General features: G+C 48.2%; 16 protein-coding genes. 13 read left to right on the top strand and 3 right to left on the bottom strand.

The genetic code is table 11. The features are described 5' to 3' along the window. The first annotated feature begins 5 nt into the window (after positions 1-5). The 8 genes from odhB to CCE91_RS07205 all read left to right on the top strand — a co-directional run bounded on the left by odhB (position 6) and on the right by CCE91_RS07205 (position 8,049). Positions 6-1,574 carry a 2-oxoglutarate dehydrogenase complex dihydrolipoyllysine-residue succinyltransferase gene (gene odhB / locus CCE91_RS07240; RefSeq protein WP_086434524.1) on the top strand — a complete coding sequence of 523 codons (1,569 nt, stop codon included), beginning with the start codon at positions 6-8 and terminating at the stop codon, positions 1,572-1,574. 149 nt (positions 1,575-1,723) lie between these two features. Further along, positions 1,724-2,890, top strand: a complete 1,167-nt coding sequence (gene sucC, locus CCE91_RS07235) for an ADP-forming succinate--CoA ligase subunit beta (RefSeq protein ID WP_086434523.1) — start codon at positions 1,724-1,726, stop codon at positions 2,888-2,890. After that, positions 2,890-3,762 (top strand): succinate--CoA ligase subunit alpha, encoded by an 873-nt coding sequence (sucD, locus tag CCE91_RS07230; RefSeq protein WP_086434522.1) that lies wholly within the window; start codon positions 2,890-2,892, stop codon positions 3,760-3,762. The genes sucC and sucD overlap by 1 nt, the downstream gene beginning before the upstream one ends. Before the next feature lie 145 nt (positions 3,763-3,907). Beyond that, the gene (locus CCE91_RS07225) at positions 3,908-4,285 is read left to right on the top strand and encodes a hypothetical protein (RefSeq protein ID WP_086434521.1); all 378 of its coding nucleotides are present in this window, start codon (positions 3,908-3,910) and stop codon (positions 4,283-4,285) included. Between the two features lie 144 nt (positions 4,286-4,429). Beyond that, on the top strand, positions 4,430-5,677 hold the full coding sequence (locus CCE91_RS07220; protein ID WP_086434520.1) for an acyl-CoA dehydrogenase family protein: 1,248 nt from the start codon (positions 4,430-4,432) through the stop codon (positions 5,675-5,677). Then, on the top strand, positions 5,674-6,741 hold the full coding sequence (locus CCE91_RS07215) for a phosphotransferase family protein (protein ID WP_086434519.1): 1,068 nt from the start codon (positions 5,674-5,676) through the stop codon (positions 6,739-6,741). The genes CCE91_RS07220 and CCE91_RS07215 overlap by 4 nt, the downstream gene beginning before the upstream one ends. A 58-nt stretch (positions 6,742-6,799) precedes the next feature. Next, the gene (locus CCE91_RS07210) at positions 6,800-7,549 is read left to right on the top strand and encodes an SDR family oxidoreductase (RefSeq protein WP_086434518.1); all 750 of its coding nucleotides are present in this window, start codon (positions 6,800-6,802) and stop codon (positions 7,547-7,549) included. Between the two features lie 80 nt (positions 7,550-7,629). After that, on the top strand, positions 7,630-8,049 hold the full coding sequence (locus CCE91_RS07205; RefSeq protein ID WP_086434517.1) for a hypothetical protein: 420 nt from the start codon (positions 7,630-7,632) through the stop codon (positions 8,047-8,049). 49 nt (positions 8,050-8,098) lie between these two features. On the opposite strand, the gene CCE91_RS07200 is transcribed toward CCE91_RS07205, so the two are convergent. Then, on the bottom strand, positions 8,099-8,701 hold the full coding sequence (locus tag CCE91_RS07200; protein WP_086434516.1) for an FMN-dependent NADH-azoreductase: 603 nt from the start codon (positions 8,699-8,701) through the stop codon (positions 8,099-8,101). 130 nt (positions 8,702-8,831) lie between these two features. On the opposite strand from CCE91_RS07200, the gene CCE91_RS07195 reads away from it, so the two are divergent. Next, positions 8,832-9,758, top strand: a complete 927-nt coding sequence (locus tag CCE91_RS07195) for a LysR family transcriptional regulator (protein ID WP_086434515.1) — start codon at positions 8,832-8,834, stop codon at positions 9,756-9,758. On the opposite strand, the gene CCE91_RS07190 is transcribed toward CCE91_RS07195, so the two are convergent. After that, complete coding sequence (locus tag CCE91_RS07190; RefSeq protein WP_086434514.1) at positions 9,739-10,272, bottom strand: hypothetical protein; 534 nt, start codon at positions 10,270-10,272, stop codon at positions 9,739-9,741. The genes CCE91_RS07195 and CCE91_RS07190 overlap by 20 nt on opposite strands. 6 nt (positions 10,273-10,278) lie before the next feature. Continuing rightward, positions 10,279-11,268 carry a pirin family protein gene (locus CCE91_RS07185; RefSeq protein ID WP_086434513.1) on the bottom strand — a complete coding sequence of 330 codons (990 nt, stop codon included), beginning with the start codon at positions 11,266-11,268 and terminating at the stop codon, positions 10,279-10,281. Positions 11,269-11,395: 127 nt separating this feature from the next. On the opposite strand from CCE91_RS07185, the gene CCE91_RS07180 reads away from it, so the two are divergent. From CCE91_RS07180 to CCE91_RS07165, 4 genes are read left to right on the top strand one after another with little or no spacing between them, the layout of a single operon-like run. After that, a complete protein-coding gene (locus CCE91_RS07180; RefSeq protein WP_086434512.1) occupies positions 11,396-11,623 on the top strand; it encodes a hypothetical protein in 228 nt (75 codons plus the stop codon). Between the two features lie 18 nt (positions 11,624-11,641). After that, on the top strand, positions 11,642-11,932 hold the full coding sequence (locus CCE91_RS07175) for a hypothetical protein (protein WP_126797137.1): 291 nt from the start codon (positions 11,642-11,644) through the stop codon (positions 11,930-11,932). A gap of 16 nt (positions 11,933-11,948) precedes the next feature. Continuing rightward, positions 11,949-12,362, top strand: coding sequence for a hypothetical protein (locus tag CCE91_RS07170; RefSeq protein WP_086434510.1), 414 nt, complete (start codon positions 11,949-11,951; stop codon positions 12,360-12,362). Position 12,363: 1 nt separating this feature from the next. Next, complete coding sequence (locus CCE91_RS07165; protein WP_327078325.1) at positions 12,364-13,107, top strand: 5-oxoprolinase subunit PxpA; 744 nt, start codon at positions 12,364-12,366, stop codon at positions 13,105-13,107. Position 13,108 lies beyond the last annotated feature (1 nt).

Genomic DNA, 13,108 nt, shown 5'->3' with positions numbered 1-13,108 from the left:
TGACCATGGCGATTGAAATTAAAGTTCCTCAACTTCCTGAATCTGTTGCAGATGCAACAATTGCAACCTGGCATGTGAAGCCAGGTGATAAAGTGTCACGCGATCAAAACTTGGTCGATATTGAAACCGACAAAGTAGTGCTGGAAGTGACTGCACCTGCAGACGGCGTGCTCGGCGAAATTATTGCTGACGAAGGCACTACCGTTAATGCCGAAGAAGTGATCGGTAAGCTTGAAGAAGGCGACGGCGGCAACTCAGGCTCAGAAGACAGCAGCAAAGAAGAGAAAAAAGAATCTAAGTCTGACGACGAAGACAAAGACTCTGAAAAAGTTGCCGCTAAAACGTCGAAAAAGTCAGGTTCAGATGAGAAGTTTGAAGTGAAAGTTCCTGACTTGCCTGAGTCAGTAGCTGATGCCACTATCGCTGTTTGGCATGTGAAAGCTGGTGACAAAGTGAAGCGTGATCAGAATCTGGTTGATATTGAAACCGATAAAGTGGTGCTGGAAGTTGTGGCACCTGCTGATGGCGTGCTGGAAGAAATTAAAGAAGAAGAAGGCACTACTGTTGGTGCTGGCGACATTATTGGTATCGTGTCTAAAGGCGATGGCGATAGCGGCGACAGCGGCAGTGAGAAGAAGAGCGAAGACTCAAGCGCAAGCAAAAGCGACGCTGATGACAGTGACGACGACAAAGAAGTTGCTGGCCCGGCGGTACGCCGTTTGCTGTCTGAGCACGACTTAAAAGCTGCAGATGTAAAAGGCACCGGTAAAGGTGGTCGCGTTACGAAAGAAGACGTGCAGAATCACGTGAAAGCAGCCAAAGAAAGCAAAGGTAAAGCGTCACAAGACACTTCTACTTCTGTCAGTAAAGGTGGCCGCGACGAGAAACGTGTGCCAATGACGCGTTTGCGTAAAACCATTGCAAAACGTCTGCTGGAAGCGAAAAACGCAACGGCCATGTTAACCACCTTTAACGAAGTGAACATGAAGCCAATTATGGACCTGCGTAGCAAATACAAAGACGTATTTGAAGAGCGCCATGGTACCCGTATGGGCTTTATGGGTTTCTACGTGAAAGCCGTAACTGAAGCGCTGAAACGCTTCCCAGAAGTAAATGCCTCTATTGATGGCGATGACATTGTGTATCACAACTACTTCGACATCAGCATTGCCGTTTCAACGCCGCGTGGCCTGGTAACTCCAGTGTTACGTGATACCGACAAAATGGGTATGGCTGACGTTGAGAAAAACATTAAAGAATTAGCGGTGAAAGGTCGTGATGGCAAGTTGACCATGGACGACATGCAAGGCGGTAACTTTACTATCACTAACGGTGGTGTGTTCGGTTCGCTGCTTTCTACGCCAATTCTGAACTTGCCACAAAGCGCGATTCTGGGTATGCACAAAATTCAGGACCGGGCCATGGTAGTAGATGGCAAAATTGAAGTTCTGCCAATGATGTATCTGGCGCTTTCATACGACCACCGCATTATTGATGGCAAAGAATCCGTAGGCTTCCTGGTAACTATTAAAGAGTTGCTGGAAGACCCACAGCGTCTATTATTAGACGTATAAGCAGTGAAACCAGCCGCAAACCTGTTGAACTATTGTTGAAAGAACGGTTTGCGGCTGTTTTTTTAGCGTTGAATCACGTACTATTCGGCGCGAAATTCGGGTAAGCAGCTGCGGCTGCTTTTGTTGTTCAAACGAATCGGAAGAGCATCATGAACTTGCATGAGTATCAGGCCAAACAACTCTTTAGAGAGTTCGGTTTGCCAGTATCTGAAGGCTTTGCAGTAGACACAGCTGATGAAGCAGTTGAAGCCGCAAAACGTATCGGCGGTGATAAATGGGTTGTTAAAACTCAGGTTCACGCAGGCGGCCGCGGTAAAGCGGGCGGCGTTAAATTAGTGTCCAGCACTGACGAAGTGCACGCATTTGCATCAAACTGGTTGGGTAAAAACCTGGTCACATATCAAACAGATGCAAACGGACAGCCAGTTTCTAAAATTTTGGTAGAAAGCCTGACTGACATTGATCAGGAATTGTACTTAGGCGCCGTAGTTGATCGTGCATCACGTAAGATCGTGTTCATGGCATCAACTGAAGGTGGCGTTGAAATTGAAAAAGTTGCTGAAGAAACTCCAGAAAAAATCCTGAAGGCAATTATTGACCCAACAGTTGGCGCACAGCCATACCAAGGTCGTGAACTTGGCTTTAAATTGGGCTTAAACCCGGATCAAGTGAAGCAATTCACCAAGATCTTTATGGGTCTGGCTAAAATGTTCGAACAGTACGACTTCGCACTGTTAGAAATTAACCCGCTGGTTATTACCGAGCAAGGCAATCTGCATTGCTTAGACGGTAAAGTGAACATTGACGGTAACGCTTTGTATCGCCAGCCAAAAATTAAAGAAATGCACGATCCTTCGCAAGACGACGAGCGTGAAGCCCGTGCTGCGAAATGGGAGCTGAACTACGTTGCTCTGGACGGTAACATTGGCTGTATGGTCAACGGTGCTGGCTTGGCAATGGGGACCATGGACATCGTTAAGTTAAGTGGCGGCGAGCCGGCTAACTTCCTGGATGTTGGTGGCGGAGCAACCAAAGAGCGCGTTTCTGAAGCATTTAAAATCATTTTATCTGATAGCAATGTGAAAGCCGTACTGGTTAACATTTTCGGCGGTATCGTTCGTTGCGATATGATTGCTGAAGGTATTATTGGTGCCGTTGAAGAAGTTGGCGTTAAAGTTCCGGTAGTTGTTCGTTTAGAAGGTAACAACGCTGAACTTGGCAGAGACAAATTAAAAGAAAGTGGCCTGAACATTATTGCAGCAGCGAGTCTGTCTGACGCTGCCGATAAAGTGGTTGCTGCGGCAGGAGGTCAATAATGAGCATTTTGATCGATAAAAGCACCAAAGTAATTTGCCAGGGTTTCACTGGCGGTCAGGGTACTTTTCACTCTGAACAAGCAATTGCTTATGGTACGCAAATGGTTGGTGGTGTAACTCCGGGTAAAGGCGGTCAAACGCACCTGGGCTTACCGGTATTCAACACTGTTCGTGAAGCGGTTGAGAAAACTGGTGCTACTGCATCTGTTATCTACGTACCAGCGCCATTCTGTAAAGATTCAATCATTGAAGCTGCCGACGCTGGCATCGAGCTGATTGTTTGTATTACTGAAGGTATTCCTACGTTAGACATGCTGTTCGTTAAAGAATACTTAACGCACAAAGGCGTGCGCATGATTGGTCCAAACTGCCCAGGCGTTATTACTCCTGATGAATGCAAAATTGGTATCATGCCTGGCCACATCCACAAGAAAGGTAAAGTGGGTATTGTGTCACGTTCAGGTACTTTGACTTATGAAGCTGTTAAACAGACTACTGACGAAGGTTTTGGTCAGTCTAGCTGTGTTGGTATTGGTGGCGACCCAATTCCTGGCTCTAACTTCATTGATATTCTGGAACTGTTCGAAAAAGATCCAGAAACAGAAGCTATTGTTATGATTGGTGAAATTGGTGGTACTGCTGAAGAAGAAGCAGCTGAGTACATCAAAGAACACGTAACCAAGCCGGTAGTTTCTTACATTGCTGGTGTTACTGCACCTCCAGGTAAACGTATGGGCCATGCCGGTGCGATTATCTCAGGTGGTAAAGGTACTGCAGACGAGAAGTTCGCAGCACTGGAAGCCGCTGGCGTGAAAACCGTTCGTAGCTTAGCCGATATCGGTAAAGCACTGCGTGAAAAAACCGGTTGGTAAGTTAGTCCTAAGTTAGGATAGTGAAAAGGCCGCTCGTTTGAGCGGCCTTTTTTGTTGTCTGCAAATCTATGTACTAAGCTTAAAATTAGTTGAACGACAGTAATTTACTGGATCACTTAGCCATCAAGCGAAGAGGAACCAGCTGATGTTTAAATTACCTGATGACATTAAAAAGAATAATTACCTTGGCATTGCCTGGTTAGCGGCCATGCTGAACATTTTTTTCTATCTGCCCATTGGCATTATTTTAGTCATGCTTAGCGTTATGGCACCTGAAGCACCGACAGAGTCGGCCGTCGGTACCTTAAGTCAGACGTGGAATTATATTGGCGCTATTTTTAGTCTGGTTGTTTGGGTGGCTTCATTGGTCTATTTGGTAATGAATTCACGGTTTTCCACCGGCGACTTTAAAACAGCATTTCGCTATAGCGTGATTCCGGTGGTGGGTTTGGCCGTAGCTGCAGCTGGTATTGTTGCCGGCTTTTTCGTGTTTTTAGTCAATAGCGTGCTGATAGCTATTTAACGCAACGTTTAATCTTTAAGCTGCGGCGGTTGAACGAAATTAACCGCTTCAGGGCTTCACCTTTCGCGCTGTCCGCTCTACAATCAATTAAACATTCAAACAGTTGTTTAATAATTGCCACTAGAGCAAACAAGGCAGAACTCCATGGATTTTACTCCAAGTAAAAAAACAGAATCGTTCCGACAACGGTTACTAGCCTTTATGGCTGAGCAGATTGAGCCAAACGAAGCCCAATATCAAAAAGAAAACCGCCGCTTAAACCCTGATGAAGACTGGCGTCAGTGGCAGGTGCCGCCGCTGGTTGAGGAGTTAAAAAGCAAAGCTAAAGCGGCGGGCTTGTGGAATTTGTTCTTGCCCGACAGCGAGCTGGGCGAGGGTTTAACTACCTTAGAGTATGCACCACTGGCAGAAATCATGGGCCGCAGCCTGTTAGCTCCCGAAGTATTCAACTGCAACGCTCCCGACACTGGCAATATGGAAGTTCTTTATCATTTTGGTAGTGCCGAGCAGAAGAAAGCCTGGTTAGAGCCTTTGTTGGAAGGCGAAATACGTTCGGTGTTCTGTATGACGGAACCTGATGTAGCCTCGTCTGATGCAACCAATATGCAAGCCACTATTGTGGCTGATGGTGACGAGGTTGTCGTGAATGGTCGTAAATGGTGGTCAACCGGGCTGGGTCATCCGAATGCGAAGTTTGCGATCGTGATGGGACTGACTGATGAAGCCGCTGACCGTCATCATCAGCACAGTATGGTGATTGTACCTTTAGATAGTGCCGGTGTGACCGTGGAGCGTATGCTGCCAGCCTTCGGTGAATACGATGCACCCTATGGCCATGGCGAGTTAGTGTTCGACAACGTGCGCGTACCTAAGGCGAATATTATTGCCGGCTTAGGCAAAGGATTCCAGATTGCGCAAGGGCGCTTGGGGCCTGGCCGAATTCACCACTGCATGCGCGCGATAGGTGCTGCGGAGCGGGCACTTGAGCTCTTCGTCACTCGTGGTCAGGAACGCATTGCGTTCGGTAAGTCGTTATTGCAACTGGGCGGCAACATGGAGCGTTTAGCGGATATGCGTATTGCCATTGATCAAGCGCGCTTATTAACCTTTTATGCGGCCTGGAAAATCGACCAGGTTGGCGCTATGAAAGCTCTGAAAGAAATCTCAGCCATTAAGGTAGTGGCTCCAAATGTGCTGCAGCAAGTGGTTGATGAAACCATTCAATTATATGGCGGTGCAGGCATGAGTCATGACGTGCCATTAACCTCTCTGTTTGCGGTAGCACGAGCATTACGTATTGCTGACGGCCCTGACGCTGTGCATCGCGCTACCATCGCCAAGGTTGAGCTGCGTAAACAGCAAAACAAAGCGGCAAGCCGGGAGGACGAATGAGCCAGGTTATAGATACTGCCGGACAGGTGCGGGAAGGTGAAGAGCTTCCGTTAGCCGCCTTAGATAGTTTTTTAAAAGCACAACTACCTGATTTACAGGGTGAACTGAAAGTAACCCAATACGGTGGCGGCGCTTCTAACTGGACTTATCGGTTAACCTACGCCAATGCGGATATGATACTGCGGCGTGGACCAGCGGGAACCAAAGCGAAATCAGCGCATGACATGGGGCGGGAGTATCGCCTGCAGAAAGCGTTGAAACCGGTATTCCCCTATGTGCCCGAAATGCTGTTGTATTGCGAAGACGAAGAGGTAATAGGCACCGATTTCTACATTATGGAACGGCTTGAGGGCATTATTCCGCGTAAGAATATGCCGCGTGGTCTTGAGTTACCGGCCGAGCAGGTTCGGCAGCTATGCACTAATGTTTTAGACCGCTTAGTAGAATTGCATCAGGTTGATTTAGACAGTACCGGTTTACGCGATCTTGCTAAAGGCGAGGGCTACGCTAAACGCCAGATTGATGGCTGGAGCGAGCGCTACCGCAAGGCCAAAACCTGGAATGTACCTAGTGGTAAAGGCATTATGCGGTGGTTGCAGGAAAACTTACCTGAGCATGAAACCATTTGCTTAACGCACAACGACTTTCGTTTCGATAACGTGGTGCTGGACGCTGAGGATCCCACGAAAGTTATAGGCATTCTGGACTGGGAGCTGGCGACTTTGGGCGACCCGTTAATGGATGTGGGTAATATGCTGGCGTACTGGATTCAGGCTGACGATGATGCCATTGCACGCAGTACAAGGCGCCAGCCAACCCATTTAGACGGCATGCTGACCCGCCAACAGGTGATTGATTATTATTGTGAAAAAACCGGCTTTAAGGCGAGTAACTTTACCTTCTACGAGGTGTACGGCATTTTTCGTTTGTCGGCTATTGCTCAGCAAATTTATTACCGTTATCACCACAAACAAACCCGCAATCCCGCTTTTAAAAACTTTTGGTTTTTAGTGAATTACCTGCATTGGCGTTGCCGCAAGCTAATTCGCAACAGCGGCACTTAAATTGCTACTGGTTAAAATAACAATCATTGAAAACAAGAATGAATAAAAAGGATTTCTAATGACTCGTAAAACAATATTGATTACCGGTGCCAGCTCTGGCTTGGGCGAGGGTATGGCAAAGGAATTCGCGGCCATGGGGCGCAATTTAGCGCTTTGCGCACGGCGTACGGATCGGCTGGACGCGTTAAAGCAAGAGCTTACTGAGAAGTATCCGGACATTAAGGTGAGCGTACAGGCACTGGACGTGAACGATCACGACCAGGTGTTTGCGGTATTTAAAGCCTTTAAAGAAGAGTTCGGCTATTTAGACCGCATTATTGTAAATGCCGGCATGGGTAAAGGCGCGTCGCTTGGTACTGGCTACTTTCATGCTAACAAACAAACCGCCGTAACCAACTTTGTATCTGCGTTGGCGCAATGTGAAGCTGCGCTAGAGATATTCCGCGAGCAGAACGATGGTCACCTGGTCACTATGTCATCCATTAGCGCACTAAGGGGTATGCCACGCGCGATGACTGTTTACGCGGCTACCAAAGCTGGATTGCTGAGCATGACCGAAGGTATGCGTGCTGATCTAATGAAAACGCCTATTAAAGTGAGTTCAATTTTACCTGGCTTTATTCGTTCGGAAATAAATGAAAAAGTGAAGAACACACCTTTTATGGTAGACACCGAAACTGGCTGTAAAGCCTTGGTGAAAGCGATTGAGAAAGAGCCGGTACAAGCTTATGTTCCGGGTTGGCCGTGGGCGTTGATTGGCTTTTTGATGAAACGCTTGCCGTTGAAAGTAGTAATGAAATTAGGCTGATTTAATTGCTTTAAAGGTAGTTACTGCGGCCAGCTTATGCTCTAATTACATTTTTGCAACAAGCTATTCAGGACCTAAGTATGGAAACGATAAATTGGGGTGAGTTAGGGGTTGTCGGTATTGTCGCGGCGATAGTAGCCGGTATTATTAGCGTACTGATTTTAAACCTGCTCCAGACATTAATTATCAAATATGCCACCCAGTGGTCGGCGAAGTTTGAAACACCTTATTGGGTGAACTACTGGCGTATATTGCTAATTACCGTTATCACCAGCGTTATTGGCCCTGTATTACTCTATTTGGGCGTTAATCAGTGGGTAAACGTGGTCATTGGCTTTATTATTGGCGTATTTCTAATCCAGCGCCTGATAAAAGGCTCGCAAGGGCAGCAAATGAACTTCGGCAACGCGATTGTAGTGACGCTAATCTGGAATGTTGCCCTAATGCTGTTTGGTTTGGCTATGGGTGCGCTTGGCACTATTATGCTGGCGGCATCTTAACACCATAACGCCGCGCGAAAAGGCTCCCAGTTGGGAGCCTTTTTTGTGGTTACAGCTGTTTAATTTCTGCTTCGGCAGCAGCTATGGCTTGCGCTTTCGGCTCGTCACCTAAGTTAACGCCTTCAGCACGAACGACTTTCACGTCAGTAATACCAATGAACGCCAATGCCGAGGTCAGGTAGCTTTCCTGGTGCTCCATGGCTGCGGCATCGCCATTGCTGTAAACACCGCCACGGCTAGATACAATGTAGGCGGTTTTACCCGTTACCAAACCTTCAGCACCACTTTCGGTATAACGGAAAGTTTTACCTGCCTGTAGCACCCGGTCTAGCCAAGCTTTTAACTGACTTGGAATAGTAAAGTTGTACATAGGGGCAGATATTACCAGCGTATCAGCGGCAAATAGTTCGTCCAGAAAGCTTTCCGTGAGCTTTACTTGTTGCTGTTCAAAGTCTGAACGCTCTGATTCTTCTTTGCCTGCGGCCATAAGAATTTCGGCAGTTAAGTGAGCCGGTGAGTCTGCTACCAAATCACGATAAACCAGCTCAGCGGTACCGTCATTCTGCTGCAAGCGTTTAACTAACTGAGCGCTAAGCTTACGGGTTACTGATTGATCTACAAACAATCCTGAATCCAGATGTAAAATTTTCATTGGGTCTACTCCCTTGGTTGGGTCGGATACACATTACTTTTTAATCGTGAAACCAAGTGTATAGAGTTCCAAAATTGTGTGTAGATGGTTATTATGGAAACTGTTGTTGCATAAATGGAACAGTGAGCCAATGCAAGATATTACCAACATGGTTTTGTTTGCACGCACCATAAAGGCGGGCAGTATTAGTGCTGCGGCGCGTGATCTTGGTATGCCCAAATCAACGTTAAGCCGGCGGTTAACAGAGTTGGAGCGGGAGCAGGGCATTCGACTCGTTCATCGAACTACGCGCAAGCTAACCCTGACAGAGGTAGGCAAAGCCTTCTTGGTACATTGCCAGGCTATTGACGAAGCCGCAGAAGCTGCCGCTGACGTATCCAAACGAGTATTGGATGTTCCGCGTGGTGATTTGCGGGTCAGTTGCCCTTATGCAGTGTGCCAAAGCCTGATCGCACGGGTGTTGCCTCAGTTTATGCAGCAATACCCTGAGGTTAAAATTCACCTGGTAGCAACGAATAAACCGGTGAACTTGATTGACGAGGGTATTGATGTCGCCATTCGGGTGCGACCAAAAATCGAAGACTCGGCGCTTGTTGCCAGGCCGATTTCACCAGCTCCCACAACTTTGTATGCCAGCCCGGATTTTGTGGCTTCGGCGGGGCCATTACAGCATCCACTGGATTTGATGAAGCAACCCACGCTGTCATTACATTACAGCAGTGGGCGTTATGCGCTGGAATTACAGCATGCGTCAGGCGAAGCTATTACCATTACTCATCAGCCGCGTTTGATTACCGACGACATGTGGGTGATTCGTGAAGCTGCTGCGGCCGGACAAGGTATTGCTGCGTTACCCAACTATTTGTGCCGTGAGTATGTGGCCAACAACAAGCTTGTGAGAATTTTACCCGAGTGGTCGTTGCCCGCTGGCATCATGCATTTGGTGTATCCGCATCGGCGCGGTTTGCTGCCAGCAGTGAGGGTGTTTGTGGACTATCTGGTTGAACAGTTACCATTGGCAGCGGGTGCGGAACATTTTACCGACCCGCGCGATTAGAGGTGTTGTCAGATTCACTACTGGCGCATTCGCCAGTAGTTTCCAGAGCTTCAATATCCACTACCAGGGTGGCTGATACACCGGCCGTGTTCTCGTAAATGAATACCGGTTCGGCCAGGTTTAAAGCACCGCGGGTACCTTGATGGAATAAGGTTACATTGGTTGCATTATTCGCCTGCAGTTGCAGGCAGGCTTCAGATGGGGCCGTGAGCATACGTTGCCAGTCGCCGCTGGCGGGTTCATGTAACCACACTTCGTAACCTTGCCAACTGGTAGGGTTGCCACGCTCGCATTGATATAAACGCACTTCAGCCGAATTCGAATCCAGGGTTACTAACTGCTCGGCTTCGCAGTTAGCCAGTGGCGGTGGGTCAGGCTGATAGGTGGTCAGCTGATACACCACAACGCCAACAAAAAGCACAACCAGGGTAATTGCCGCGGCCATAAACCACAGTAATACCCGGCGGCCTGCACGAGCCGCTCGCTGTTGTGCTTGTTTAATTCGATCAAACATAATTGGTTAACTCTTTCGGTTAGAAGTGGATACACCCAGCCCTGCTGGAATAGCCGGTCCGAGCAAACGCTCACCCTGATAGTGGGCAACCTTGCCAAACCGGGCATGCCCTTGTTGCCAGTCGGTATCGGCCTGACGAATGCGTTCGGCGTTGTGACTGACGTAATTCCACCACATAGTAACAGGCTGCGGGAAGGCTTCACCACCTAGCAGCATTACACGAGTGTCAGCACCAAATGCCAGAGTGAGTTCGCTGCGGTTGGCACCCAGGCTAATCACCTCATGTTCATGCGCTCCATGACCTTGATTAAACTTAGCATTGGTTGGATGCGTTAAGTACAGACTGCCGCTGACTACATAAAGCGCATATTCGAACTCTTTATTCAGTTTAATGGTTGCCTGGGCGTTTTTGGGAGTGGTTAACAACATGGCAATACAAGGGTGGAAGGTGGTACCCGGTGAGCGATAGCTTTCATACTTACCCAGAATAAGCTCGGCCATTACGTCGTCTATGGCAAAATGCGGTAACTCCCGATAGTGCTCGAAGCTGGGTGCTACTTGCTCATGCTGCTCTGGCAACGCGCACCAAAGCTGTAACCCATGTAAGGGTTGTTGCAAGTTTTGCTCGGCAACTTCGGCGTGGCTAATACCATTACCTGCGGTCATTAAATTCAACTGACCGCGGCGAAGTGGCTGTTCGTAACCTAAACTATCTAAGTGTTTTAACTCGCCGGAGAATAACCAGGTAATAGTTTGCAAGCCTATGTGTGGATGCGGGGCTACATCAAACTGACGGTAGTTCTTAGTGGCAACCGGGCCAAAGTGGTCAACAAAACACCAGGGGCCAACCATGCGCAGTTGTTGCTGCGGAATAGCACGATACACGGTTAGATTTTCAGTCAGCGCACGGGCTTTCGCGCTTAGAAGCGTTACGTCCTGTTGTATATGTTCCGACTCACAGACTTCGCTCTGAGTTTCGTGCGTGGAACGCGTCATGCTGAACTCCGGTGGTTAGTTCCTGAATCAGTTGATTTGAGTATGACCATAGTCGTAACTGAGCTCAAGTATACTTTCTTAAATGCCTAAAAATGGTTAAGGTAAAGGCTCTGACAAGGAGACACAGATGATTCTGTCACTACTGGTCGTAGTTATTGGTTTTGCTGCTTTAATTAGCGGCATTTATGAACAGAGTTTGCTGGCAATGATTTTGGGTGCCGGTTTAATGTTAATTGGCTGGGGAGTGTTCCGGTGGCGTTGGCATCAGCAAAAATCGAGCAAACAACCCGCTGATCGCCCAGCTGAAACTCCGGCTTCAAGCTCGGATAAAAACGATGACAATCAGAACAACTAACAGGGGAAACTCAGGCGCATGAATAAGATGTTGGTAAAGCGTTTAGCAGCATTAGCTGTAATGGTACTGGGACTATTAATGGCGGTACTTGCACCTGCTGGTGGAAGTACTGATAGCTGGCGCATTGTAGGTTTTGCAATGCTTGCGGTGGGTATTATCTGGATGATTAAACAACCGCAAAAACCACAACGGCAACCGGATGAGGAATACGAACGGCCGCCGGAAATGACACTTATTCAGTCACCGTTACTATGGGTACCTATTATTATTGTGGTACTAGGGCTGCTTACCTGGCTATTAAATGGCTAATTAAATAGGAATTTTTATGTCGTTAACTAAGCGTTTGGTTATTTTAGCCGGGTTAATTGGAATTCTCTTCTACACAGCGTCTATGGATCAGTTAGTGGCCTGGATAGCAGACTTTGATTTGAGTTGGTACGGTTTGGGCACGCCCTTAGCCTGGGGAATTATTTTAGGTGGCTTGTTTGCACTGGTAGGCGTTACCTTCGTGGACCGCTGGTTGCCAACCTTAACGCTTATTTCGGCCATGCTGGTAACGCTGGGATTAACCGGCACTGCCGCGGTTGCTGCTAAGCACCAGTTAGCCGTGTTGGTATTGCCAACGCTCACCATTGCTACGCTGGGTATTGGTATTTATTTATTTGCTTATGCATTTGCCCGTTTCGCTGGTGCAGAACGCGCCCGTAAAGCCGACAAAGCAAAACAAAAAAAATCCTGACATGATGCTATTAAACTGTGACATGGGCGAAAGCTATGGTGCCTGGACTATGGGTGCCGACGCGGACGTGATGCCTCACATTGATTTAGCCAATATTGCCTGTGGTTTTCATGCCGGCGATCCCGCTATTATGCAGCGCACTATTGCTCTGGCCGTAGCGGCTGGCGTTAAGGTTGGCGCGCATCCGGCATATCCCGATTTGGCTGGCTTCGGACGCAGATCATTGACATTCCCTGACACCGAACTGCTCGCTATTTTGCATTACCAAATAGGCGCTATGAAGGCCATGTGCAGAGTTGCTGACACACCGCTACATCATGTGAAGCCCCATGGCGCACTTTATAACGACATGCAAAGCAGTGAACAACTGTTCCGGCTAGTGTGTCAGGCTGTGGCCAACACCGCGCCTGAAGCGAAACTATTAACCTTAGCCAGACCCGATCAAGAGTATTGGCGCGCTATTGCAGCCGAGTATCAGGTTGACGTTCTGTTTGAAGCTTTTGCTGACCGGGCCTACGAAGATTCAGGCCAGCTTCGCAGTCGGGCCTTGTCGGGTGCTGTGCTGGCTGACCGGGCGGCAATTCTGGCGCAAGTGAATAGCTTAGCCAGCAGCGCCCGAATCACTACCTTTAGTGGCAATGAATTGGCGTTACCCGCGGATACTATTTGTGTGCACGGTGATAATCCTGAATCTATCGCGACTGTAGCGGCCATACGAGAAAGTCTAACCACGCTGCGGGCTTAGC

It is taken from the genome of Pseudidiomarina planktonica (assembly GCF_900177775.1).
Classification (GTDB): domain Bacteria; phylum Pseudomonadota; class Gammaproteobacteria; order Enterobacterales; family Alteromonadaceae; genus Pseudidiomarina; species Pseudidiomarina planktonica.
The sequence above is the reverse complement of the archived record's forward strand: the minus strand, read 5'-3'. Positions and strand labels throughout refer to the sequence as shown.

Bases quoted from the DNA above. Each gene is read 5' to 3' on its own strand.
- odhB (WP_086434524.1), top strand. From the start codon at position 6: ATGGCGATTGAAATTAAAGTTCCTCAACTTCCTGAATCTGTTGCAGAT.
- sucC (WP_086434523.1), top strand. From the start codon at position 1,724: ATGAACTTGCATGAGTATCAGGCCAAACAACTCTTTAGAGAGTTCGGT.
- sucD (WP_086434522.1), top strand. From the start codon at position 2,890: ATGAGCATTTTGATCGATAAAAGCACCAAAGTAATTTGCCAGGGTTTC.
- CCE91_RS07225 (WP_086434521.1), top strand. From the start codon at position 3,908: ATGTTTAAATTACCTGATGACATTAAAAAGAATAATTACCTTGGCATT.
- CCE91_RS07220 (WP_086434520.1), top strand. From the start codon at position 4,430: ATGGATTTTACTCCAAGTAAAAAAACAGAATCGTTCCGACAACGGTTA.
- CCE91_RS07215 (WP_086434519.1), top strand. From the start codon at position 5,674: ATGAGCCAGGTTATAGATACTGCCGGACAGGTGCGGGAAGGTGAAGAG.
- CCE91_RS07210 (WP_086434518.1), top strand. From the start codon at position 6,800: ATGACTCGTAAAACAATATTGATTACCGGTGCCAGCTCTGGCTTGGGC.
- CCE91_RS07205 (WP_086434517.1), top strand. From the start codon at position 7,630: ATGGAAACGATAAATTGGGGTGAGTTAGGGGTTGTCGGTATTGTCGCG.
- CCE91_RS07200 (WP_086434516.1), bottom strand. From the start codon at position 8,701: ATGAAAATTTTACATCTGGATTCAGGATTGTTTGTAGATCAATCAGTA.
- CCE91_RS07195 (WP_086434515.1), top strand. From the start codon at position 8,832: ATGCAAGATATTACCAACATGGTTTTGTTTGCACGCACCATAAAGGCG.
- CCE91_RS07190 (WP_086434514.1), bottom strand. From the start codon at position 10,272: ATGTTTGATCGAATTAAACAAGCACAACAGCGAGCGGCTCGTGCAGGC.
- CCE91_RS07185 (WP_086434513.1), bottom strand. From the start codon at position 11,268: ATGACGCGTTCCACGCACGAAACTCAGAGCGAAGTCTGTGAGTCGGAA.
- CCE91_RS07180 (WP_086434512.1), top strand. From the start codon at position 11,396: ATGATTCTGTCACTACTGGTCGTAGTTATTGGTTTTGCTGCTTTAATT.
- CCE91_RS07175 (WP_126797137.1), top strand. From the start codon at position 11,642: ATGAATAAGATGTTGGTAAAGCGTTTAGCAGCATTAGCTGTAATGGTA.
- CCE91_RS07170 (WP_086434510.1), top strand. From the start codon at position 11,949: ATGTCGTTAACTAAGCGTTTGGTTATTTTAGCCGGGTTAATTGGAATT.
- CCE91_RS07165 (WP_327078325.1), top strand. From the start codon at position 12,364: ATGATGCTATTAAACTGTGACATGGGCGAAAGCTATGGTGCCTGGACT.